Annotated in this window: 17 protein-coding genes; 8 read left to right on the top strand and 9 right to left on the bottom strand. The window is 63.7% G+C overall.

Going from position 1 to position 23,038, the window contains the following annotated elements; genetic code table 11:
* Positions 1-237: 237 nt before the first annotated feature.
* From AUCHE_RS12930 to AUCHE_RS16790, 3 genes are all read left to right on the top strand, one after another.
* Positions 238-3,072: a DUF4365 domain-containing protein gene (locus AUCHE_RS12930; protein ID WP_006503773.1), complete on the top strand. Its 2,835-nt coding sequence runs from the start codon at positions 238-240 to the stop codon at positions 3,070-3,072.
* A gap of 378 nt (positions 3,073-3,450) precedes the next feature.
* A complete protein-coding gene (locus AUCHE_RS12925; RefSeq protein WP_006503772.1) occupies positions 3,451-4,395 on the top strand; it encodes a HipA domain-containing protein in 945 nt (314 codons plus the stop codon).
* Positions 4,379-5,083: an HIRAN domain-containing protein gene (locus AUCHE_RS16790; RefSeq protein WP_006503771.1), complete on the top strand. Its 705-nt coding sequence runs from the start codon at positions 4,379-4,381 to the stop codon at positions 5,081-5,083. The genes AUCHE_RS12925 and AUCHE_RS16790 overlap by 17 nt, the downstream gene beginning before the upstream one ends.
* On the opposite strand, the gene AUCHE_RS17805 is transcribed toward AUCHE_RS16790, so the two are convergent.
* On the bottom strand, positions 5,059-5,649 hold the full coding sequence (locus AUCHE_RS17805; RefSeq protein ID WP_006503770.1) for a TetR/AcrR family transcriptional regulator: 591 nt from the start codon (positions 5,647-5,649) through the stop codon (positions 5,059-5,061). The genes AUCHE_RS16790 and AUCHE_RS17805 overlap by 25 nt on opposite strands.
* Positions 5,650-5,737: 88 nt before the next feature.
* Between AUCHE_RS17805 and AUCHE_RS12910 the strand changes: the two genes are divergently transcribed.
* The gene (locus AUCHE_RS12910; RefSeq protein ID WP_006503769.1) at positions 5,738-6,727 is read left to right on the top strand and encodes a hypothetical protein; all 990 of its coding nucleotides are present in this window, start codon (positions 5,738-5,740) and stop codon (positions 6,725-6,727) included.
* A 45-nt stretch (positions 6,728-6,772) separates the two neighbouring features.
* Here AUCHE_RS12910 and AUCHE_RS12905 read toward each other — a convergent pair whose 3' ends face one another.
* The 5 genes from AUCHE_RS12905 to AUCHE_RS12885 form a co-directional block, all read right to left on the bottom strand.
* Complete coding sequence (locus tag AUCHE_RS12905) at positions 6,773-7,177, bottom strand: VOC family protein (protein WP_006503768.1); 405 nt, start codon at positions 7,175-7,177, stop codon at positions 6,773-6,775.
* 238 nt (positions 7,178-7,415) lie between these two features.
* The gene (locus AUCHE_RS16340; RefSeq protein WP_006503767.1) at positions 7,416-8,801 is read right to left on the bottom strand and encodes an MFS transporter; all 1,386 of its coding nucleotides are present in this window, start codon (positions 8,799-8,801) and stop codon (positions 7,416-7,418) included.
* Positions 8,802-9,169: 368 nt separating this feature from the next.
* Positions 9,170-10,498: an APC family permease gene (locus AUCHE_RS12895; protein ID WP_281242675.1), complete on the bottom strand. Its 1,329-nt coding sequence runs from the start codon at positions 10,496-10,498 to the stop codon at positions 9,170-9,172.
* 37 nt (positions 10,499-10,535) lie between these two features.
* Complete coding sequence (locus tag AUCHE_RS12890; RefSeq protein WP_006503765.1) at positions 10,536-12,224, bottom strand: FAD-dependent oxidoreductase; 1,689 nt, start codon at positions 12,222-12,224, stop codon at positions 10,536-10,538.
* Positions 12,221-13,660 carry a YeeE/YedE family protein gene (locus tag AUCHE_RS12885; protein WP_006503764.1) on the bottom strand — a complete coding sequence of 480 codons (1,440 nt, stop codon included), beginning with the start codon at positions 13,658-13,660 and terminating at the stop codon, positions 12,221-12,223. Before AUCHE_RS12885 ends, AUCHE_RS12890 begins: the two co-directional genes overlap by 4 nt.
* Before the next feature lie 352 nt (positions 13,661-14,012).
* On the opposite strand from AUCHE_RS12885, the gene AUCHE_RS12880 reads away from it, so the two are divergent.
* The 4 genes from AUCHE_RS12880 (at position 14,013) to AUCHE_RS12865 (ending at position 19,324) form a co-directional block, all read left to right on the top strand.
* Entirely contained in the window at positions 14,013-14,858 is an 846-nt protein-coding gene (locus tag AUCHE_RS12880) for an SDR family NAD(P)-dependent oxidoreductase (RefSeq protein ID WP_006503763.1), read from the top strand.
* Complete coding sequence (locus tag AUCHE_RS12875; protein WP_006503762.1) at positions 14,855-16,171, top strand: MFS transporter; 1,317 nt, start codon at positions 14,855-14,857, stop codon at positions 16,169-16,171. Before AUCHE_RS12880 ends, AUCHE_RS12875 begins: the two co-directional genes overlap by 4 nt.
* Entirely contained in the window at positions 16,168-17,106 is a 939-nt protein-coding gene (locus tag AUCHE_RS12870; RefSeq protein WP_006503761.1) for an ornithine cyclodeaminase family protein, read from the top strand. Before AUCHE_RS12875 ends, AUCHE_RS12870 begins: the two co-directional genes overlap by 4 nt.
* 220 nt (positions 17,107-17,326) lie before the next feature.
* Positions 17,327-19,324: an OPT family oligopeptide transporter gene (locus AUCHE_RS12865; RefSeq protein WP_006503760.1), complete on the top strand. Its 1,998-nt coding sequence runs from the start codon at positions 17,327-17,329 to the stop codon at positions 19,322-19,324.
* 81 nt (positions 19,325-19,405) lie between these two features.
* Here the strand turns inward: AUCHE_RS12865 and AUCHE_RS12860 are convergent, their stop codons facing one another.
* The 3 genes from AUCHE_RS12860 to AUCHE_RS12850 are packed head-to-tail and all read right to left on the bottom strand — an operon-like array spanning position 19,406 to position 22,325.
* The gene (locus AUCHE_RS12860) at positions 19,406-20,422 is read right to left on the bottom strand and encodes an ABC transporter substrate-binding protein (protein WP_006503759.1); all 1,017 of its coding nucleotides are present in this window, start codon (positions 20,420-20,422) and stop codon (positions 19,406-19,408) included.
* Complete coding sequence (locus AUCHE_RS12855; protein ID WP_006503758.1) at positions 20,419-21,207, bottom strand: ABC transporter ATP-binding protein; 789 nt, start codon at positions 21,205-21,207, stop codon at positions 20,419-20,421. Before AUCHE_RS12855 ends, AUCHE_RS12860 begins: the two co-directional genes overlap by 4 nt.
* Positions 21,207-22,325, bottom strand: coding sequence for a FecCD family ABC transporter permease (locus tag AUCHE_RS12850; RefSeq protein ID WP_245706984.1), 1,119 nt, complete (start codon positions 22,323-22,325; stop codon positions 21,207-21,209). The genes AUCHE_RS12855 and AUCHE_RS12850 overlap by 1 nt, the downstream gene beginning before the upstream one ends.
* Between the last annotated feature and the right edge of the window lie 713 nt (positions 22,326-23,038).

Below are 23,038 nucleotides of genomic sequence, written 5' to 3'. Positions count from 1 at the left end.
GAGATGGCCATTGGATCTATGAACTGGCTGTTCTTCCCGATCGAACGCCTCGGTGTCGCTCGACATACGCGGGCGATCGGGCTGCCTCCGGAGCCCATGCTGGTTATGACGTCCATGCAGAGATCTGAGAGTGGACGACGTTGCCCTGTGGTAGGGGTGTAAGCAGTGGTCGGATCGTAGTAGACGGCGAGACTGACGTCGTTGTGCGGCTGGGCGTGAAGGGAGTGACGAGTGAGTATGCGAGCTCCGGCCAGTGAGGCTGCCGGGACATCGGGGGAGTCACTTGTGCAGCACAAGTTCGAGTCGATGGGTTGGGCTGCCATACCTAACCCGAAGCACGACCTGGGCACCGATCTCCTTCTGCGGCCTCGCGACGAGCGACGTTATGAACTCCCGGCCATCATGGGCGCGCAGGTCAAGACGGGAGCCAGCTTCTTTCGAGAGCCTCGGACCACCGCCGAGGGTAACGTCGAGGGCTGGTGGTTCCGGGACGAGGATGCCTCACACTTCGACTATTGGTGTGGGGATGCGATGCCGCACATTCTGGTGCTCGTTGACCCTGCGACGAACGACTGCTACTGGGTGCACGTTGTTCGCAAACGTGTCCTCGCTACTGGCAAGGGCGCTAAAATTCTCGTTCCTCGAGCCAACCTCATAGGCGCAGATCACCGACAAGATCTCACCGACGTAGCTACCTCGGCCATCCCGAGCCCAACCTGGCACGGGACCGCCTGGGCGGGAGCTAGCAACATCCCGCACGCAGATCTCATCCGACATGCCTTGCTCACGCCGCGCCTGATTGCACCGCACCCAAACGCGCCGGTTGGAGAGCTTTCAGGCTTTCAGGCACTCGCCATGCTCATCCTGGGGCGCCCCTCACTGGGGCACATCCTGGCCGGAGACTCACGAGCCAGGATGATGGCCGACAACGGGAAAGGAACTTGGGGCCTCACCTTGGACCAAGCCGAAACATCGCCTGACTGGGGATGGCGGGCGGTCGCGGTAATGCGCTTGTTGCTGTTCGAGGACGACGCCTCGCACGTGGAAGAACTGCTGCGATTGTCGACGCAGCCCGGACAGAGGGTCGCGGCAATCGTGATTGCGTCAGTGTCGAGGACTCTTAACCACGATGTCGAGGGCGCCCTTGTTCTCCTGGACAGGGAACTCGAGCGAGACGACCAGTCCCCTATTGACCACGCCTGGTTGCTCGTACATAGGGCTCGCTGTCTGCAGCTGATCGGAAGCGTTGAAGAGGCTAGGGAAGTCGCTGTTAAGGTGCAGCGCTGTCTGGCGGCCTACTCCCGAGACGCGACGGCCGGCGCCCTTGCCGCGTCCGGCGCGGAGATGCTGTTCGGTTCATGGCACGAAACGAACTTGGCCACTGTGATCACCAACCTGGATTCGTCAGCGTCCTGGTGGCGCGCGCAACAGACTGCATGGGGTGGAAGTGAACACCTCGACGACGAGTTCAAGGCCTGGGCTCATAAGCCCCTGCCGATGATGGGTGGTTCTGATTCAGCTGGCCGCTACTTGGCCTCGGCCTACGTGATGGCACTCATGGCAGGCGATGAACGGGCGATTCGCACCCAACTTGGTCTCTACGCTCGCCACCAGCTCACCTCACCATGGCGTGCTCGCGCCGGTGATGAAGTCGAACACCTGGCCAACCAACTAGATAATCTGCGGCAAGCCGGAGACCGCGACGGCATCAACCAGGCGGTGCCCCACATCTGCGCATGGGTCTCGGCCGCAGCCGTCCGCGCCGCAGCGTCAACGGTGAGTCCAGAACGTTCGACGCACACCAGCGCCGATGCGGACCTGGCGCTGCTGATTCATGGTGCCGATCTCCTCCCCCCAGATCGAACCTGCGAGCTGGCGGAATGGACCATTGACGCACTATGCGACCCGGAGCCCTACACGAAGCGCACGCGTCCGACATTCGACGTTCGCTGTCGACTCTTAGAAGTTCTCCAGAGTCTCACGGCGAGCGGCGACTCACGTGTTTTGCGGCAAGTCTGGGACTACTTGCGCCGTGTGGAACTTGACGCCGATGGCGCGGAGTCCCACATGATCGCCCACATCATCGACGAATACCCCCCTCAGGCGCTCACTGCGGTTCACAGCCAGAGCCTTAAGGTCCTCACCTCCAAACTCCCCTCACCGATCCCTGATGCTTGCAGGCGGCTTCTAAGAGCTATCAGCGGCTCCTTCGACGAGGAGGTGCTGCGACGTCTTTCCGAAGCGGATCTTTCGGTTATTCCGGCTGTCGGGGACATCACGGGACTGCCCAACGAGGCCGTCCGGGGCGCCATAGCTGCTCTGTCTGAAGCTGTAAGGACCGAAATCGCTGAGGGAGCCTCGGGCCACTTTGCAAACAATGCGCCAACTCGTGACCTCGCCGTCTTCAACCTCTTTTACCCCGAGCTCGCCGACTGGGCGCCTTTAGTGGATGCACTAAACAGCCGAGTCTTGATCGATGAACAGCTCCGCGGGTTAATGCGCGTGCTGGCGAGATTGGGGAGGCAAGCACCGGACCATGTTCGTGCGGACCTGGCATGCTCACTTAATTGGTACTTGACGGCGCCTCCGCGCGGTTTCCGGTTCTCATTTGGACTCAACGGTTTAGCGGCCGAGGCGATCTTGGGGATGGACGAACGACGCGATGTCGGTGAGATCGTGGCTCGCCTGCTAGGGGGGAACGGTTCGGACCGTGAGTCGGCGGCGGCCCTGATGAGTCGAAGTGATGGCCAATGGATACCGACGCTCATAGCACTTGGTGCGGACCCACACCCACGTGTGCGGCGCGTCGCTGCGTACTCCCTTGGGTGCCTAGTCACGCGAGAGGTGGACGGTGATAGCCTCGCTCGTCGCGAACTCCTTCGACTCTTCGAGTCTCCCGGAACAGGTGCCGCTGGGGCAGCCGCGGGAGCTCTCACCGACGCCGACGAAGCCGACAACAATCTGCAACGCGACGACGAACTGATCACGGTGATGGCGACTTCGCTCTCAGCGAGTATCCGCCACGCCGCACTCGATTTCCGCGCCACGGAGAGCGTTCTTCGGATCCCTTAATGAGTCAGCAGAGTCCACCTAGCTACTTAGTCCGAAGACGCAGCGCATCTGGGCATGAGCACGAGCACGAGCGGGAGCCAGTCGCAGTATTTGGTGAATACCCATGTGGTGGGTTGTGAGCGCACAGCAGTCCCCCTGTCCACGAGGTTCCTGTTGAGACCAGTGCCCTCTGACTCTTCAGGAATTCTGGGGTAGTCGCAAGAACCGTCGCGACGACAGGCCCTTCGTGCAATCAGTGCTGCGGCGGTGCCAAGGCACGGAAGCGACGTGGGTTCGCCGAGTATGAGCTGTTCGAAGGCACGCCTAGGGTCAGGAAGTCAGAGGCCAGCATGGCCCGCCCGACTCGGCAGATCGCTCAGCCACTGAAAAGATATCGCTATGGCCGCTGCAGAATGCCCCCAGGTGACAGCCGAAGACGAGGTTGTTGTTGACGTCACGTCCTGGGCCGTGATCCGGGACGAGCCCGGGGGACGGGACCCGAATAAGCGCTGGCTGGCCAAGTCTCCAGACGAGGTACGTCAAGAGCACTGGCTCTGGAAGTCGAGGCAAAGGACGGGCGACGGGTCCCAGGACGCTATCACCGACTGTGCAGAGGTCTTCGTGTCGCGTCTTGCCATCGGTATCGGTCTACCAGCAGCTGAGTGCCGTTTTGCGGTTTGCGATGGCAAGTTGGGTGTCATCTCCCGCAATGTCACTCCGAACGGGTACAGCCTCAACACGGGCGCGGCTTATCTACCGGAGGTCCAAGGGTATGAGCGCCGAGCAGCAGAACCTTCGACGGGACGTCGGGCGGGTCGGATGCGGCGTGACGTTGGATATACGCTCGACGCGGTGCAGCAGGTTCTTACTGGCGTTCGTCCGCCTCCTGGTACGACAGACCTCAGTGCGTTCGGGGTCTTTGCTGGGTATCTGGTTCTGGACGCTTTGACCGGCAACACTGACCGGCATCCCGGAAACTGGGCGCTTCTCGAGTCTGATCAGGATGGCGCGCGCTGCCTTGCGGCGACGTACGACCATGGCAGCGCGCTGGGGGCGGGCCTGACCGAGGACAAACGGAGAACGTTGAGACCGGAAGCCTTCGCAGCCAGGGGGAGAGCGAACCCTTTTGAACCTAGAAAACAGCTCCTTGTAGACCTTGCACACGAAGCTGCTGCCAGGTCCGATGCCGGTATCTGGCTGTCTCGGCTGGCGGCCCTGGACGAGTCGACCGTCGGAGTGGCGCTGCAAGCGCCGCCCGGTCGGCTGTCAGAGGTCGCCAGTACGTTCATCCAAGCCGTCATACTGGAGAACCGAAGGAGATTGAGCGATGACTACGCTGCTTAGAACTGACTGGCTGCTTGTCAGCCGCCAAGACCCCAAGACGCGAGCGTTTGTGCGCGTAGGCACCCTCGGGTTCGACGGTAGGCATTACACGTTCGTGTATGAGGACGGAGCAGCACGTCCTCTTCCCGGCCTGCCGCTCGGCAGGATCCACTCCAGCGACACACTGTTCCCAATCTTTGCTGAGAGGGTCATGGACCCTCACCGTCCTGAGAAGGCAGCGATGATGGAACACTTAGGTCTGGCTGCGGAGGCTGGCCCTTTCGAGGTATTGGCTGTCTCCGGTGGTGGTAGAACGGGTGATACGTACGAGTTGACTCCCCTGCCGCAGCCCGGGGCAGTGAGTTTGCCGTTTCTTGTGCATGGGGTTCGTTATCTGACGGATCACGAGCGTGCGTCGATCGACCGACTGCAGCCCGGAGATCAGCTCTCCCTGCGCCACGAACCGGGCAACCCGGCCAACGCTCGGGCGCTCCTCGTGACGCAGGGCGGAGAGAAGCTTGGTTACGTGCCAGACCCGCTTCTCGAGTACGTGCACGACATCATGACGACTCACTATGAACTCACGGTTGAGCGCGTAAACCCCCCGGCAGCTGGGCTGCACATGCGGCTGTTGGTTCGTCTCAAAGGTCAGTACAGCGGAGAACCAGAGGGACGACCTTCCCGTCAGGGGATCGGGTCGACCAGATAGCGCTGCAGCGTCGGTCCGGCGTAGCGGGCCAGCTCCTCCGTGGACATGCCTGCCAACGGCTCGACACGAATGACGTAGCGAGCCAACCCGATCCCCACGAGCTGGGACGCGGCCAGAGCAGCACGGGCCGCAGCATCAGGAAGCTGAATATGTCGCGTATAGGCCACCAGAACGACATCGACGATGAAATCTCGACGTAGCCCGGTGTCCCCGTCGCCGATCGCTTCCCGCATGAGACCGATGATGGCGGGCCCCACCACCGCGTCCTGGAACAGTCCGTCCAGGGTGCGGATCAGGCGCTCGCCGAGACCGTCGCGGCCCCCCGCGAAGACCTCGTCGATCTTGGCGCGCGGATCCACCGGAAGCTCGAGCGAGGCCGTGAACAGGCCCTGCTTGTTGCCGAAGTAGTAGGGCACCAGCGCCACGTCCACACCCGCAGCAGCAGCCACCGCCCGCAGCGTCGTGCCCTGGAATCCCTTGCGTGCGAAGAGTTCCCGCGCGGCAGTGAGGATATCGCCGCGCACATCGGCGCGGTCGGCTCTGGGCCCGGGGCGGCGTGAGGTCATGGTGTCACCGTACGTGGTTCCAACAGGTGTTGAAACATCGCCCGCGGCGATCTACCGTTGATTCAACGCCTGTTGAAAGGAGTCGATCGTGTCTGACCACACCCACACACCCCACCCGATCGCCGTCATCGTCGGCCTGACCCTCCTGATGGGCCTCGTCCTCAGCGCGTTCGCACTTCCCGCCGTCAAAAGCTCCCCCCACGACGTCCCGATCGGTGTCACCGGACCCGCGCCCGCAACAGCGCAGATCACCACCCGCCTCAACCAGACAGCCCCCGGAGCCTTCACCGTCACCCCGTACCCCGACGAGACCGCACTCGCCACCGCCATCCGCGCCCGAGAGGTGTACGGCGGGATCACCGCATCCCCCACCGGCGCCACAGTGCTGACCGCACCCGCAGCAAGCCCCGTCGTGGCCCAAACGCTGACCTCGATGGCCGCAGGCCTCAGCCGAACCACCGGACGCGAGATCCCGGTGAAAACCGTCGTACCCCTCCCCGAGAACGACTCCCGCGGCGCAGGACTGGCAGCCACGATGCTGCCCCTGGTCATCGGCGCGATCGTTCCGGTCATCGCCTTCACCCGGCTCGTCCGCGGACGCTGGACCCAACTGGCCTGGGTCCTCGGCACCGCCGCCGCCCTGGGCGCGACTCTCGTCTCGCTACTGCACTGGTACGGCGTCCTCGGCGGCAACTGGGCACTCGAAGCCGGAGCGATGACCCTGGCCATCGCCGCCTCCTCCGCGCTACTGCTCGGCCTGAACTCACTCGCCGGTACGCCCGGCCTCGGCCTCGGCGCGGCGACCATCGTCCTGCTCGGCAACCCGTTGTCCGGCGCGGCCAGCGCACCCGAGTTCCTCGCCCAGCCCTGGCAAGGACTCGGGCAGGCGCTGCCGCCGGGCGCAGGCAGCCAGTTACTGCGCAGCGCGGCATACTTCGACGGCGCCGGCGCGAACCGGCCCCTGCTGGTCCTGTGCGCCTGGTTCGTGGTCGGGCTGGCACTCGTGCTTGTCGCGCAGAACCGTCGTACGAGCGCCGCTGCGCCGGTGCTCACCGGCCAGGCCGCGGCGGCCACCTGAACCATCAGGTAGTTTGCGGTCCGGCCGGGCCTCGCACAGCCCTGGTCAGGCCACCAGCTCGATTCTGTTCCCTTCGTGGTCCAGCACTACAGCCTCGTAGTAGCCGTCACCGGTGACTCGAGGACCGTCCGCCACCTCGTAACCGTCCGCGGCCAGACGGGCTACCTTCTCGTCCACAGCAGTCCGTGACCCGAGGGTGAAGGCGACATGATGCCAACCGAGCTGGCGTTCGCCCATCGGCACGTCGATATCCGGACGAGTCATGATCTCCAACCGCGCCTGATCGCCGAACGTCAGGAAGTAGGTGCGGAGCCCGGTCCGCGGATTGTGGTAGCCAGCGTTGGCGATGGCGCCGAAATAGGTCTGGAAGAAAATGCGCGATCGTTCGAGATCGACGACATACAGCCCGGCATGATCGAAAGTGACGGCAGATGCTCCAGTCGTTGTCATCCGCCCATCGTTGCTGCCCGAATGATCACCCGCAATGATCATTTCGGCGCAAACTGATCATCCAGGTGCCCGGGACCCGACCTCGTCACCCACGAGGTCGGGCGACAAACTCGACCGAACCCAGTCGTCCCGGGAAGGGGTGTCGCGGCGGCGGGCTGCACCGTGGATCAGCTGATACACGGCCTTGAACATCCGTGTACCCAGTCCTGCTCGATCCCTTTTCAAACTCAACGTCTGCTTAGTCGCTGCCCACAGTGCTATTGCTCCATGGGCCCATCGTCCACACCCATACCGCGGAGAGCATCATGCCTACGGCGCCCACCATCAAGGAAGCCTCAAGGGAAACCGTGCTTCCCAGGAAGCCTCCCAGTGCGGCACCTGGCAATTCACCGCCGAGCGCAATGACACGTTCAGCGGCTGCTACCTGTCCCAACAACCCCTCTGGGCTTTCGACTTGTCTTTGCGTATTGAAAAGAACAATACAAACGACCATGGACAGGCTGAATAAAAATTCAGCGATGGCTACCAGAAATATGCGGGAAAATGCCGTTCCGGCAAGCTGTGCCACCAGCATCAGTGCAATGCTGCCCCCTGGAACCATGAGAGACATCGCATATGACCTCCTGGCATGATCGCCAATAAGGCGAAATGTCGCGAGGATACTCCCGAGCAACCCTCCGGCGCCTGCCGCCATTCCGATCATCGCTAAATCTGTACTGGTGAGGCTCAGGGTGCGTACGCAATATAATAAAAATACTGCCTGAAATATGGCGCTGAAAAAATTGAATTGCAGAGATGAGGTGGTGAGGGGACGGAGTGCTCCATGCCGCCAGATGAAGGAAAGGCCTGCGAGTATCGAGCGCGCCTTCCTGTTCTCATCGCGTGACATCGAGGAAGATGTTTCGACAGCAGGTCCTGCGTCCTGAAACGTTGTGCTCCCGGGTAGCGTCGATGGTGCAGATCCACCAGCAGAAGGGCTGGGATCCAAAGGCTCTGGCTGAGATCTGGTCGCCAGAGCCATGGAAGGGGAAAGTATCTCGAAGCGGCTACGTCCCACCCTCCAAGCAAGGAGGCCACAGCCAGCGGCAAGAGTGAATGACAGTGCGCCTACAAAAGTCGCGGCGGCGAAGCCCCCGGCAAGAAGTAATGCGCCGGCAATACCTGGCCCGCCTGTATTAGCTACCACGGCAGACCCCCGCAGTAAAGCGTTTAAGCGATTCAGGGAATGCGGTGACCGTCCCGCAAACTGGACTACTGCTGCGCTGACTCCTGCATCGTTCATCAGCGAAGAAATTCCGAGAACGAACATGCCAGCGAATAAGTAGTAGATGTGTGCACTCCACAGTAGCGACACGGTTACCATAATGCAGGCCACGGCCCGGGCAATATTTGCTATTGTGATAGTCAGTGCGCCACCAAAACTGTCGACCGCGTGACCGAGTATCAGGCCGAAAGCCAGCGCGGCAACTGAGTCCAATACATTCAAGGTAGCGATCTGAATAGGGTTCGCATCGAACACCTTGATGGCTGCCAAAGGTATGATAAAAAGAGAAATCTGAAGGCCGAGCGAGCCTGCTAATTCACTTGCAAATAGTCCGAAATGCCATGCATGTCTATTTGCCACTTTCAACTCCTCATGCCAAAGGATCTAGCTGTGGAATAGTGGTGTAGCTCCTGACTGACATCAGGCTCAATACGGCGCCAATAGCTATGTGTCACCTGCGTCACAGCTACAGCCTTGACAGCGGTTTGACTACAGCGCAACAACCTTCGTCGTCATCAACGATGTGTCGCGTGGTATGCCCCGGCACCCAGCCATCATGCAGAAAAAAGACCAAACCGAATGGTGTTCGCAGAGTGGTCTTGGTAACCCTGCACCCGCGCAGGGAGGACTGTCACCCATCTAAACCTGTGTTAATCGGTTCCGTTCTTCTGCCAGATGATTCGTGACGACACCACGCAGTTCACAGCTGTGGACGATGAGGCCACAGTTCACCCCTCGTCGATCGGCCCCAACCAGGCCTGCCGGCGACGCGCCAGATAGACCACGACACCCGCCGCCACCCATACGGCCAGCGCGACGAACTCGGTCGAACCCAGCCGACCCGGCGAGCCAGGCAACAGCAACAACATCAAGAAGACCAGTGACGCCAACACACCGACCACAGCACGCCACCGTTCAGCGCCGTCACCCACCCGGGTCGAGATCAGACAGGTCGACAGATAAGCGACCCCGGCCAGCACCGAACACATGTTGACGATGTAATTGACCACTTCGCGTCCGGCCCACGGCGCGATCAACCCGATCCCCAACGCCAAGAGCACAGCCCGGTCGTGCACCCCCGCCTGATTACGACGCAGGAACTGCGCGGGCAGGAAACGATGGTTGGCCAGCGACGCCGCCAACTTGCCCGAGGACAACATGAAAGCGTTGATGCCGCCCATCACCGCGCCGGCCAAGGCCAGGATCAACGCGCCCAGACCGACCGGCCCCAGGACGGCCTGTACAGCGGCGCCGGTCGGCCAGGTCACCGCGGACACCTGTTCGGGGGAGAACACCATCCCCGTCAGGGTGTTCAACGCGGCATACAACAACGAACCCAAGGCGATACCGAGGACGGCGAACCGACTGGCCATGCCCGGCGCGAACCCCAGATCCCGGGAGACCTGAGGGATCACGTCGAAACCGACGAACAAGAAAGGGACGATCGCGACCACACTTCCGACCCGCCCCCACGACACCGACCACCCGTCCAGATAGCTCCGGGTGAACGGGTCCAGATCCACCAGGAAGAACATCAGGACGAAGACGACGACGACATTGGCGACCAGCCCCAGAACGAGGACGTTCTGAGCGCGGGCGCTCCCCCGCAACCCGCGGATGTTCAACCAGGCGAACACGATCATGATGGCGCTGGCGATCACCACATCCGAGGCGTACACCGGGTAACCGGCCACCGAGTAGAGATAGCCGATCGAGACGGCCTCACCGAAGACGCGTTTGAGAACCAGCACGAACGCCGTCCCGTTCAACCCGACGAGACTGATGTACGCCAACAGCAACGACCAACCGACCGCGAAACCGACCCCCGGCCCGAGATGCTTGTAGGCGTAGCTGAACTCGCCACCCTCGTCGCCGTGATGCACCATCATCACGTGGTAACCGGTCTGGATGAACACCATCAGCACGGCGCCGATGCCCAACCCGATCGCCGTGTCGACGACCCCTGAGCTCTGGAGGAAGCGCGACCCCGGCAGGGTGAACGAACCCCAACCGATGATCGCGCCCACCACCAGGGCGACGACGTCGACCCGTGTCAGCCGATGGGTGGCCTCCCCGGAGTCGACCGGTCTCGTCTCAACTGAAGTTGTAATCGGTCACCACTCGCTCGCGCTGGCCCACCACGTCGTGGAAGTACTCGAAATTGCTCAACCCGAGGAAGGCGCCGTTCACGTTCACCGCTTCGGGGAAGCCGATCTGGTTCAGTTCACGGGTCACGTAGTAGGAGCGGTGACCGATCCGGCAGTGCAGGTACACCGGACGGTCGGCAGGGATCTCGTCGAGCCGGTCGCGGAACTGGCTGAACGGGATGTTCAACGCACCCTTGATGTGGCCCAGGTCGTACTCGTCGGGTTCACGGACGTCGATGATGGTGGCGCCTTCGTCGATGAGCCGGCGGATGTCTCGGTGCTTGACCTGCCGGATCTCACCGTTGAGCTGGTTGGTGGCCACCAATCCGGCCATGTTGAGGATGTCTTTCGCGGTGCTGTACAGCGGCGAGTAGCACAGTTCCAGTTCGGCGAGATCGTGCACGGTGATGCCCTGCATGAGCAGCGCGGCGACCACGTCGATCCGCTTGTCCACGCCGTGTTTTCCGACGGCCTGGGCGCCCAGGACCCGTCCGGTGGGCACTTCGTAGATCAGTTTCAGGTGCAGCGGGGTCGACGTCGGCATCAGGCCGACCTTCTCGGCGTTGATGTAGTAGATCGAGTCGAAGTTCAGGCCCTGGGCCGCGCATTCGGCCTCGTTGAGTCCGGTGGACGCCGCGGTCAGGTCGAAGACCTGCAGGACGCTCGATCCGAGTACTCCGGTGCGCCGGTTGTACCGGCCGTGGACGTGGTCGGCGGCGGCGCGGGCCTGCCGTTGGGCCGGGCCGGCCAGGGCCAGCCGCATCGGTTTCCCGGTGAGCCTCCCGAATTCCTCCACCGCGTCGCCGACCGCGTAGATCGAGGGGTCGCTGGTGAGGTAGTTGTGGTCGACCTTGATACCACCGGTGGTGCCGATGTCGAGTCCGGCTGCGCGGGCGAGGGTGGTCTCCGGGGTGACACCGATCGCCATGACGACGGTCTGGGCGGTGACGGTGCGTCCGGAGGCCAGGGTGATGGTGTCGCCGTCGATGCCGGAGATCGCGTCACCCAGGACGAGGTCGACGCCTTGGTCGTGGATCTCGCGGTGCAGCAGTTGGACGATGTCGGCGTCGAGGCGCAGCATCACCTGGTCGGCGGCTTCGACGAGGGTGACCTTCTTACCGGCCAGCCGGAGGTTCTCCATCACTTCCAGGCCGATGAACCCGCCACCGATCACGGCGATCTCGTCCGCGGCATCGCAGGCAGGCTTGAGACGTTCGATGTCGACGACATTGCGGACGACGTGGACATTGTCAGCGTCCTTGCCCGGGATGTCGGGGATGATCGGGTTCGCCCCCGGGGACAGGCACAGGACGTCGTACGCCTCTTCGAATTCGGTGCCGTCGTCGACCTTCCGGACCGTCACCTTCTTGGCCTCACGGTCGATGGAGACCACTTCGTGGCGGGGGCGCACGTCGAGGTTGTACCGCAGGCGGAAGGTCTCCGGGGTGACCAGGACCAGGCTGGACGCTTCTTCGACGATGCCTGACAGGTGGAAGGGCAGTGCGCAGTTGGAGAAGGAGACGTCACGTCCGCGTTCGAAGACGACGATCTCGGCGGTGGGGTCGAGTCGTCGGCAGCGGGCGGCGAAGGACATGCCGCCGGCGACTCCGCCGACGACCACGATCTTCTTGCTCATGCGCTGGTTCCTTTCGAGGCAGGCACGTCTTTCGCGCCGGAGGTCTCTTCGACGGACGGGACGGGCGGGTAGTTGGGGGGCAGGGTGTGACGTTCTGGGCCGACCAGGTTGATCCGGCCGTGGAAGAACTTGAGGGCGAGGATGCCGCCGGCGAACAGTGCGACACCGAAGACCCACCCGGACAGGGAGAGGTTGCCGATGCCGGAGAACAGCGCACCGATATTGCAGCCGCCGGCGAGGCGTGCGCCGATGCCCATGAAGAGGCCGCCGACGGCGTAGGTGAAGGCGTCGACCTTGGAGAATTTCGTGTCGAGGCGGAAACGCCCGGCGAGGAGCAGGGCGCAGGCCGAACCGAAGATGATGCCGACGTCGCGCACCGAACCGCTGTGGTTCAGCAGGCCACCGGCTGCCGAGGCGTTGATCGAGGCGAAGGACGGGTGGGTGATGTGGACTCCGAAGAGGTCGAGGAAGGCGACGGCCCACACGGTGAAGGCGCTGGTCACTCCCCAGGACTTCTTGGTGGTGATGAGGATGAACAGGAACATGAAGGCCAGCAGGATGCCGCCGGTGCGGAAGTCCCACCGGGTGACCATGAGGTGGTGGTATGTGCGGGCGCTGAAGAATCGGAACGGTTTTCCGGTGTCTTCCTGCGGGATGTACCGTTCGTCGGCGTCCCATTGTTCGACCTGGTAGTAGCCTTCGCGCTTGCGGTACTGCTCGTAGCGTCGGACGAGGATCCACAGGCCCATCAGGCCGAGCAGGGTGGCGATCACTGCTCCGGAGTAGCCCAGGTGGTCGGGGAGGTAGACGCGTACTCCGGTGCCGACGGGGCTGTCGGTCATCACGGCTCGGAGCCAGTGGCCGGGGATGGAGCCGAGGATGAAGAAGGGCAGGGAGAAGAGGACGCGTACGGCGCCTTCGCCGAGGTCGGCCAGGGTGCCTGAGGCGCATCCGCCGGCCATGATCATGCCTGCACCGAAGATGACGCCGCCCAGGATCAGTGGGAGGCCGATCTCGAGGATGACCTGGGTTCCGGGGATGACTTTGTCGCCGCGTCCGGCGTTCCAGGCTGCGACGGCGCCGTCCTGTACTGCGGCCCAGTGGATTCCTGCGGTGACGATGGCGGCGATCGCGAAGGTCAGCAGGAGTGCTTTGGAGAGGCTGCCTTCTCCGGTCATGTAGATCCGTTTGACGCCGCCGGCGAAGCCGAATCTGCTGCGGGTCAGGATGTAGCCGAGGGCCAGCCCGGTGCCCATGTACAGGGCGAAGGTCTCGGGTTTTTTGGCGAGGAGTCCTAAGAGGAAGGCGGCGATGATGACGCCGGCGCCGATGAGGGGTTGGTGGCGGTTGCGGAAGGGTGGGAGCGGTCGCAGTGTGCGGTCGAGGTTCCCGTCAGGCGAGACGCGTGTGGCCTCGCTCTCCGTCGGGGCCTGCATCTGTGTCTCCTTGTGGTGGATGTGCCTGGGGGCCACCGTCGAGGGACGCCGGATGTGGGCGTCTGTCGGTGGTGGGTGGGGGACTGACGCCGTCGTCATCACTAAGGTAAGGCTTGCCTAACTAAGCCGGGCCATAGGGTGCCCCAAAAGGCGCCCGCCGCAAGGGGGCTGCCCGCGACTCCGATTGTGTCACTAACGATTTGGTGAGCCGGAAGGGGATGCTCCTTAAGCCGCCCACCGGCCGGAACCCACCAAGCCTCCCCCACCCAGAAAACCCGCCACCCCGCCCGAACCACGAAAAACCCGATGAACAACCCGCTGCCACCGAGAAGAACCGTCGTACGCTCCCCGGGTGGAAGACCCGCCGGAGAACAGAACCCGATCCATCCTCATCACCGGAGCAGCCCGCGGACTCGGCGCAGCCGCCGCCGAACGCTTCCTCGCCGGAGGATGGCGCGTCGCAGCCGCAGACCTCACCGCACCCGACCTCGGCAACCGCACCACCGCCGACATCCTCACCCTGGACATGGACGTCACCCAGGACGACTCGGTCACCCAGGCACTCCACCGCATCGAGGAATGGACACCCCACGGGCTCGACGCCGTCACCACCTTCGCCGGAGTCACCGGCATCGGCCCACTCATGGACACCCCGACCCAGAACATCCACCGCATCCTCGACGTCAACGTCCTCGGCACCCACCGCACGATCCAGGCCTCCTGGCAACTCGTCCGACGCGCAGGAGGGCGGATCATCCTCATCGGTTCCGAGACCGGCAGACAACACGCCATGCCGATGAACGGCGCCTACGCCATGAGCAAACACGCCATCGAGGCCTACGCCGACGCACTACGACGCGAACTCATGTTCGTCGGCATCGACGTCACCCTCATGCAACCCGGCCCCTTCCGCACCGAGATGACCTCCCGGATCACCGCCACCTTCGACGCCGTCCCCGACGACTCACCCTTCAAACCCCTGGCCCGCGCAGCCAGGGCACGGGTCGCAGAAGAAGACGCCAAGGCCTCCGACCCTTCCGTCCTGGCCGAAGCCGTCTTCCACGCGGCCACCGCACGCAGGGCGAGAACCCGCTACCCGGTGCGCCTCGACCGAGGCCGTGAACTCCTGGACCGACTACCGACCACCCTGGTCGACCGGATCCTCCGCCGCTCCCTGACCCGCATCCCCGTCGCATGACCCCCGACCCGAAAGCGACCCACCGCCGGGTGCTGATCGGCAGTCTCTCCGGCAGCGCCATCGAGTGGTACGACTTCCTCCTCTACGCCAGCGTCGCCCCGATCATCTTCAGCAAACAGTTCTTCCCCAACGACGACCTCTTCGTCGCCCTCATGCTGGCCTGGCTGGGCAACCTGCTGACCTTCGTCGTCCGCCCCTTCGGAGGCATCGTCTTCGCCCACATCGGAGACCGCGTAGGACGTAAGAAAACCCTCGTCATGACCCTGTCCATCATGGGACTCGGCACAGTCGCCATCGGCCTGCTGCCCACCTACGCGACCATCGGCGTGGCCGCACCCCTCCTGCTGTACTTCTTCCGCATCGTCCAAGGCCTCGCCATCGGCGGCGAATGGGGCGGCGCACTACTGCTCGCCTACGAATACGCACCGGCCCGCCGCAAAGGACTCTTCGGTGCCATCCCCCAGATGGGCGTGACCCTGGGCCTCCTCCTGGGCAATGCCGCCATCCTCCTGGCCACCACACTGCCCGGACAGGCCTTCGAGACCTGGGGTTGGCGGATCCCCTTCGTCTTCAGCTTCGTCCTGGTGGTCATCGGCCTGTGGATCCGCGACGGCCTGGGTGAGACCCCCGCCTTCCGTGAGGTCAAGGAAGGAGGCACCGTCGAGAAACTCCCCCTGGCCACCACACTGCGCGAACACTGGCGCTCGGTGCTCGTAGCCGTCGGCGCGAAAGCCGTGGAGACCGCGCCCTTCTACATCGTGGTCACCTTCATCGGGTCGTACGCCATGAAGATCGGCTACGACAAACAGGACGCACTCAACGCCGTACTGCTCGGCGCGCTGGTCAGCTGCTTCTGCATCCCCGCCTTCGGAGCACTGTCCGACCGGGTCGGCCGCACCCGCACCTACCTCGTCGGAGTGGCACTCCTGACCGCGATGGCCTTCCCGTACTTCCTCCTGGTCAACACGAGATCGATGCCGGCCTTCTACCTGGCCTCGGCCTTGATGCTCGGAGTCGCCTGGGCTCCGGTCACCGCGACCCTGGGCACCTTGATGTCCGAAACCTTCAGTGCGAAAGTGCGATACACCGGAATCACCCTCGGCTACCAGATCGGGGCAGCGGTCTTCTCCGGCACCGCGCCACTCCTGGCCGAATGGCTGTTCAAAGCGTCGGGGAGCTGGTGGCCGATCGCGGCGTACATCGTCGCACTCGGCGTGATCTCCGCGATCTCGGTGTCCTTCGCACCACGACTTGCCGTGGTCGAGGACCGCCCCACCGACGAAGAGATGTCGACTGTAGGAGGAAGAAGATGAGCACACCGACCTGGATCGACGCCGACGAGGTATTGCGACGGGTGAGCGCAGACCGCGCCCGCACCCTGCTCCGCGCAGCAGTGGAGGGCGGGCTGGACCCGGCCCTCGATCCATCGCGCAGCAGCCCCGACGCCGGCGCCGGTCAACTCCTGCTCATGCCCTCCTCGACGTCGACCTCCGCGGGCGTGAAAGTCCTTTCGGTCGCCCCGAAGAACCCCGACCGCGGCCTTCCCCGCATCCAGGCCTGGTACGTCCTGATGGACGCCGAGACCCTGACCCCGAGTGTCCTGCTCGACGGCACGGCACTGACGGCCCTGCGGACCCCGGCTACTTCGGCGCTCGCAGCGGAGGTGCTGGCTCCGGACGAGGTGGCCGAGCTGGTCCTGGTGGGTGGGGGGCCGCAGGCCCGGGGCCATGCCGAGGCGATGGCTGCGATCCGTCGGATCGGTCATGTCAGCGTGGTGGATGTCGAGGGTGACCGGGCGGAGGCCTGCGCGGAACAGGTGCGCGAGCTGGGGTTGGACTGCGACGCGGTGACGGCTCGTGACGATGTCGAGGCGGCGGTGCGTCGGGCCGGGATCGTGGTCTGTGCGACGTCGTCCGCCGAGCCGGTCATCGACGGGGAATGGGTGGCGGACGGTGCTTGTGTCGTGGCGATCGGTTCTCACGAGCCGGACCGCCGCGAACTGGATGCGGGGCTCCTGGGTCGTTCGCAGGTCGTCGTCGAGGATGTGGCTACGGCGTTGCGGGAGGCCGGCGACGTGATCATGGCGATCGAGGAGGGCGCTCTTGCCGAGGCGGATCTGCATGTCCTGCGCGATGTGGTCCTGGGTCGGGTGGAGCGGGCTGTCGACCGGCCGAATGTCGTGAAGACGGTGGGTATGTCCTGGCAGGATCTGGTCGTGGCCGAGGGAGCGGTGAGCGAGGCGGAGTGATCTGATCGGGTTATCCGGGGAGGGGCCCTGGTCATTCTGGGGCCCGGTTTCCGACGGCTGAGGCGCGAGACCGTAAAAGACGTGAATGACCTTGTCGGACAGTCTTAGAGGATTAGCATGAATGTCGCCGTCGGGAGCCACACCCGTGTCTGCCCGGGAACGGCCGGGTCGGTAGGCGAGCAGCTTGCCGTTCTGGAGCGCCCTCGAGGAGGAGAGTGCCTTGCCCGTCACGACATCACAGACAGCGCGGACGAGATCGGGCCCCCGCGAGCTGACTATTCGGGGCATCATCATCGGTGGTCTGATCACGGTGGTCTTCACCGCGGCGAATGTCTATCTCGGGCTGAAGGTGGGGCTCACTTTCGCCACCTCGATCCCGGCCGCGGTCATTTCGATGTCGATTCTCCGTTTCTTCGCGGATCACACTGTCGTCGAGAACAACATCGTGCAGACGATCGCCTCGGCGGCCGGCACGCTTTCTGCGATCATCTTCGTCCTGCCGGGTCTGGTGATCGTGGGCTGGTGGACCGGTGTCCCTTATTGGACGACGGTCGCGGTCTGTGCCGTGGGCGGAATTCTCGGTGTCATGTATTCGATCCCGTTGCGGCGGGCGTTGGTGACCGGATCGGATCTGCCTTATCCGGAGGGTGTGGCTGCCGCTGAGGTGCTGCGTGTCGGTGACACCAGCGCGGGCGCGGAGGAGAACGCCCGTGGGTTGCAGGTCATCATCATCGGTGCGGTGGCGTCGGCCGGTCTGTCGTTGCTGGCGTCGTTCAAGGTGGTGAGCAGTTCTATCGCTTCGGCTTTCCGGGTGGGTTCCGGTGGGACGATGTTCGGGATGAGCCTGTCGGTGGCTCTGATCGGTGTGGGTCACCTGGTCGGTATCACCGTCGGTGTGGCCATGGTCGTCGGTGTGGTCATCGCGTACGGCGTGCTGCTGCCGGTGTTCTCCGCGGACAAGCTGTCCGACAGCGAGCCGTTGTCGGCTGCGGTGAGTTCGGTCTTCGCTCAGGATGTGCGGTTCATCGGTGCCGGGACGATCGCGGTCGCCGCTGTGTGGACGCTGCTCAAGATCATCGGCCCCATCGTGCGCGGTGTGGTGGAGGCCTTGGCGGCGACCAAGGCCCGTCGTGGCGGCGAGCAGGTCGTCGAGACGGAGCGGGATCTGTCGATGAATGTGGTCCTCGGTGTGATCGTGGCGTCGATGCTGCCGGTCGGTGTCCTGCTGTGGCTCTTCGTGCAGGGCACGCCGCTGGCTGAGGGTGCGGTGGGTCTGATCCTGACCAGCATCCTCTTCATCCTGTTGATCGGTCTGGTCGTGGCGTCCGTCTGCGGTTACATGGCCGGTCTGATCGGGGCTTCGAACAGTCCGATCTCGGGTGTGGGCATCCTGGTGGTCATCACGGCCGCGCTGCTGATCAAGGCGGTCTTCGGCGACTCCGGTGGGCACACCGAGGCCTTGGTGGCTTACACGCTGTTCACAGCGGCGGTGGTCTTCGGTGTCGCGACGATCTCCAATGACAACCTGCAGGACCTCAAGACCGGTCAGCTGGTCGGGGCGACCCCGTGGAAGCAGCAGGTGGCTCTGGTCATCGGTGTCGTCTTCGGTTCGTTGGTCATCCCGCCGGTGCTGCATCTGATCAGCACCAGTTTCGGTTTCGTGGGTGCGCCGGGCGCCGGCCCGAATGCGCTGCCCGCGCCGCAGGCTTCGCTGATTTCCTCGCTGGCGAAGGGGGTCTTCGGCGGCTCTCTCGACTGGGGTCTGATCGGCACCGGCGCTTTGATCGGGTGTGTCGTGGTCGCGATCGACGAGACCCTCGGGTTCCTGGGGAAGGGGCTGCGTCTTCCTCCGCTGGCTGTGGGGATGGGTATGTATCTCCCGGTGGCGACAACGATCGTCATCCCGATCGGTGCGGTGCTGGGCCTGGGGTACGACCGGTGGGCAGCTCGTACCGAGGACCCGGAGCGGAGCAAGCGGATGGGCATCTTGTTGGCGACGGGTCTGATCGTCGGTGAGAGCTTGTTCGGTGTGGTCTTCGCCGGGATCGTGGCGGCCAGTGGTAAGGAAGAGCCGCTGGCGTTGGTCGGGAAGGACTTTGCTGCGATGTCTCAGTGGCTCGGTGTGCTGGCTTTCGCTGCGGTCGTCTGGGGCTTGTACCGGTGGACGCGGCAACTCGCGGTGGGGGCTTCTGCGGGGGACTCCCTGGCGAAGGAGTGATCTGTCGGTTCGATGGCTGCGGTCGCCTGGCGGATGTCGTGTTGTTCCGTCGGGCGACCGCAGTTCTGTGTGGATGGTGTTTCAGCGGTTCTTCTGTAGCCAGTCCCCGAATTTTTCGGCTCCGTCGATGTTGCGGGGGCCGGAGATGCATTCGTTGTAGTCGATGACGTAGAACTTGTCGTTCTTGACTGCGGCGACCTGGGAGAGCGCGGGGTGTGATTTGAGGAAGGCGATCTTCTCGGCCGCGGGTTTGTCCCGGTAGGACATGACCATGATGACGTCGGGGTTGGCTTCGACGACGGATTCCCAGCTGGTTTTGGTCCAGCGTTGGTTCAGGTCTGCGTAGATGTTGGTGCCGCCGGCTGCGTCGATGATCTCCTGAACGGGCACCTGGTTCCCTGCGGTGGCGGGTTGGTCCGTGCCGGAGTCGTAGAGGAAGACTTTGGGTTTGTTGGGGAGCTGGTTCCCGGTGTTGCGGACCTTGTCCATGCGTTCTTTGAGTTCGTCGATCTTGGCTTTGGCGCGGTCTTCGACGTGGAAGATCTTGCCGAGTCGTTCGAGGTCGGCGTAGAGGGCGGGCAGCGGTTTCATGGTTTCGGGTGCTCCGGGGTAGGCGAAGCACGATTCGGTGTGCATGAAGCTGGCGATGCCGAGTCCGTCGAGGATCTGGGGGGTGATGCCGCGTTTCTCGGAGAAGCCGGAGTTCCATCCGGCGACGACCATGTCGGCTTTTTTCTCGACGACGAGTTCTTTGTTGAGCAGGTCGGAGGACAGCAGGGGCACTTTGGCGTACTCGGCTGCGTAGGGGGAGGTCGTCGGGTCGGGGTTGGTGGGGGTCATGACGTAGCCGAGGATGCGGTCGGTCAGTCCGAGGGCGAACATCTTGTCGGCGGATCCGCCTTCGTAGGCGATGACGCGTTGGGGGTTCCGGTAGGTGACGGTTTCTCCGCAGCGTTGGACCTTGGTTTCTCCGGTGGTCTTCTTCCCGTCGGCTGTGGTGGTGTTGTCGGCGACCTTGGCTCCGCAGGATGCGGTCAGTGCGGTGGCTGCGGCCAGGGTGAGGACGAGTGCGGCGCGGGTTGGTCGGGGGCGGGTCATGTGGCGGTCTCCAGGGATTCAAGCGTGTGTAGGACTTGGGGGCGTCTGGTGGTCGGGTGGGGGATGACCAGGACGTCGATGCCGTAGACGGTCCGGATGGTTTCCGGGGTGATGACGTCTTCGGGTGGTCCGCTGGCGACGATGTGTCCGGCGTCCAGCAGGTAGATCCGGTCGCAGGCGGCTGCGGCGAGGTTGAGGTCGTGGAGGACGGTCAGCACGGTGCATATGCCGCTGCGGAGGAGGGTGAGGAGGCGTAGTTGGTGGGCGATGTCGAGGTGGTTGGTCGGTTCGTCGAGGACGAGCAGCCGGGGTTCTTGGACGAGTGCGCGGGCGATGAGGACGCGTTGGCGTTCGCCGCCGGAGAGGCTGAGGATTCCTCGGTGTCTGAGGTGGAGGATGTCCATCTGCGCCATGGTTTTTTCGGTTAGTTCGAGTTCACCTCGGGTGAGGCTGCGTCCGCGTTTTTGGTGGGGGGTCCGGCCGAGGCGGACGACTTCTTCGACGGTGAAGTCGAGGTCTGAGCTGCTGTCTTGGGCGAGGGCGGAGATATGTCGTGCGCTCTCGCGCAGGCTCATCGTGGTGAGTTCTTTGCCGTCGAGGCGGAGGGTTCCTCGGCTGGGGGCCAAGGATCGGTAGACGGTGCGGAGGACGGTTGACTTGCCGCTGCCGTTGGGTCCGAGGAGTCCGACGACTTCTCCTGAGGGGACGGTCAGGTCGAGGTCGTCGACGATGGTGGTGGCGCCGATCCGGATGCCGAGGCCGTGGGTACTCAGGTGGGCGGTCATCAGCGGTTCCCGAGGATGTGGCCGCGGCGTCGGAGCAGGACGATGAAGACGGGCACTCCGATCAGGGCGGTGATGGCGCTGAGGGGAAGTTCTCTGGGTGCGACGACGGTGCGGGCGAGGAGGTCGACCCAGACCATCAGGATGGCGCCGACGAGGGGTGCGACGACGAGGACGCGCGCGTGGGTGGCGCCGACGATCATGCGGACGATGTGGGGGACGACGAGTCCGACGAAGCCGATGCAGCCGCTGACGGCGGTGACGGCGCCGGTGGTGAGGGAGAGCAGGACGAAGAGTGTTCGACGGGCTGAGGTCACGTCGATGCCGAGGCTGGCTGCGGCTTCGTCGCCGAGCGCGAGGACGTCCAGGGTTTGGGCGTGCCTTCGGTAGGCGATCAGCCCGAGGAGGACGAAGGCGGTGACGATGGGTAGGACGGCCCAGGACGCGGCGCCGAAGGATCCCATCGACCAGAAGAGGACTGTCGCTGTCGATTCGGTGTCGGGGACCAGGTAGATGAGAACGCTCATGATGGCGTGGAATCCGGCTGCGAGCACGACGCCGGTGAGGACGAGCCTGACGGGGGTCACACCGGTGTCGCGTTGCCAGGCCGCAGCCCAGACGAGGGCGCTGGCGAATAATGCACCTGCGAAGGCTCCTCCGGTGACGAAGAAGGCTCCCATGCTGGTGGCCAGCGCGCTCAGCCCGAGCGAGCTCATTCCTACTGCTCCGATGGTCACGCTGACGGCTCCGACGGATGCGCCGGCGCTGACTCCGAGGAGAAAGGGGTCGGCGAGGACGTTGCGGACCATGGCCTGGATGACGGCGCCGGTGGCGCTGAGCCCGGCTCCGACGAGGGCAGCGATGAGTACTCGGGGAGTTCTGACCTGCCAGATGATTTGGTAGGCGGATAAATCGGCCCGATCGATGACGCCGCCGGTGACGGCTTGGGTGAGGTAGTGGAGTGTGTCGGTCAGGGGGATGACCGCGCTTCCACTGGAGATGGCGATCAGGAGTGACGCGCAGAGGAATACGGTCAGGAGGCAACAGAGAAGCATGAGCCGACCGGGATGGTCGACCCAGCGGGGGGACGTCGATACGGCCGGACGGGCCAGGGCAGACACCCGCAAAACGTAGCGACACTGAGAATCATCTGCAATCTCTTCCTGCAGATTGCGTGGCGTGGTGCGCCGACCGGTCCTCGGATCCCGTTCCGGGCCGAAGCTCGAGGCGGATCTGAGCGGAGAGGGACGCGCGCTCCTCATCTGCTGCCCACGAGCTGGCGTCGACGGCCTACGCGGGGGCCGGTTTACCCGGTCGGTTCCTTATGGATGTTGGGGAGGAGAGGTAGGGGTTTGAGTACTTGTCGGGCGGAGCTGGACTAAGAAGACACCTCTTATAGAGAGGCGCACCTGCCCGATGTACTTCCCTGAGGGGCGCGACACGGCTGCGGCCTGAGTTTGAAACGGCCCTGCCTTCGGTGTACCTTAGACAAGTTGCCCCGTTCGGGAGCGCATCGGTAGATGCAGGTTTCACCTGCGTCATCCCCTTCCTAGTAAGCCTCTAAAAGAGGCTCACTTTGTGATGCCTTGTTCATCACAAGGGCCGATTTGACTCCAGGCAAAGAGGGTGGCAAAGTTTTACGGGTTGTCCCGGGCGGATAGCAAAAACGAGATTTCTTGTTTTTAAAACAAGAAAACGCGGATTTGACACTCGCTCAGAAGAAAGGATAACCTAGAGAAGTCGCCGAGCGAAAGGCCTGAAAGGGCCGGAAGCGAAGTGGCAACCGATTCTTGAGAACTCAACAGCGTGCCGAAATCGATGCCAATTGTTTTTT

Source organism: Austwickia chelonae NBRC 105200, assembly GCF_000298175.1.
Taxonomy (GTDB): Bacteria; Actinomycetota; Actinomycetes; order Actinomycetales; family Dermatophilaceae; genus Austwickia; species Austwickia chelonae.
The sequence above is the reverse complement of the archived record's forward strand: the minus strand, read 5'-3'. Positions and strand labels throughout refer to the sequence as shown.

What these genes read in the sequence shown, in the direction of transcription:
- AUCHE_RS12930 (WP_006503773.1), top strand. Translation starts at nt 238, where the DNA reads ATGCGAGCTCCGGCCAGTGAGGCTGCCGGGACATCGGGGGAGTCACTT.
- AUCHE_RS12925 (WP_006503772.1), top strand. Translation starts at nt 3,451, where the DNA reads ATGGCCGCTGCAGAATGCCCCCAGGTGACAGCCGAAGACGAGGTTGTT.
- AUCHE_RS16790 (WP_006503771.1), top strand. Translation starts at nt 4,379, where the DNA reads ATGACTACGCTGCTTAGAACTGACTGGCTGCTTGTCAGCCGCCAAGAC.
- AUCHE_RS17805 (WP_006503770.1), bottom strand. Translation starts at nt 5,649, where the DNA reads ATGACCTCACGCCGCCCCGGGCCCAGAGCCGACCGCGCCGATGTGCGC.
- AUCHE_RS12905 (WP_006503768.1), bottom strand. Translation starts at nt 7,177, where the DNA reads ATGACAACGACTGGAGCATCTGCCGTCACTTTCGATCATGCCGGGCTG.
- AUCHE_RS12890 (WP_006503765.1), bottom strand. Translation starts at nt 12,224, where the DNA reads ATGAGCAAGAAGATCGTGGTCGTCGGCGGAGTCGCCGGCGGCATGTCC.
- AUCHE_RS12885 (WP_006503764.1), bottom strand. Translation starts at nt 13,660, where the DNA reads ATGCAGGCCCCGACGGAGAGCGAGGCCACACGCGTCTCGCCTGACGGG.
- AUCHE_RS12875 (WP_006503762.1), top strand. Translation starts at nt 14,855, where the DNA reads ATGACCCCCGACCCGAAAGCGACCCACCGCCGGGTGCTGATCGGCAGT.
- AUCHE_RS12870 (WP_006503761.1), top strand. Translation starts at nt 16,168, where the DNA reads ATGAGCACACCGACCTGGATCGACGCCGACGAGGTATTGCGACGGGTG.
- AUCHE_RS12860 (WP_006503759.1), bottom strand. Translation starts at nt 20,422, where the DNA reads ATGACCCGCCCCCGACCAACCCGCGCCGCACTCGTCCTCACCCTGGCC.
- AUCHE_RS12855 (WP_006503758.1), bottom strand. Translation starts at nt 21,207, where the DNA reads ATGACCGCCCACCTGAGTACCCACGGCCTCGGCATCCGGATCGGCGCC.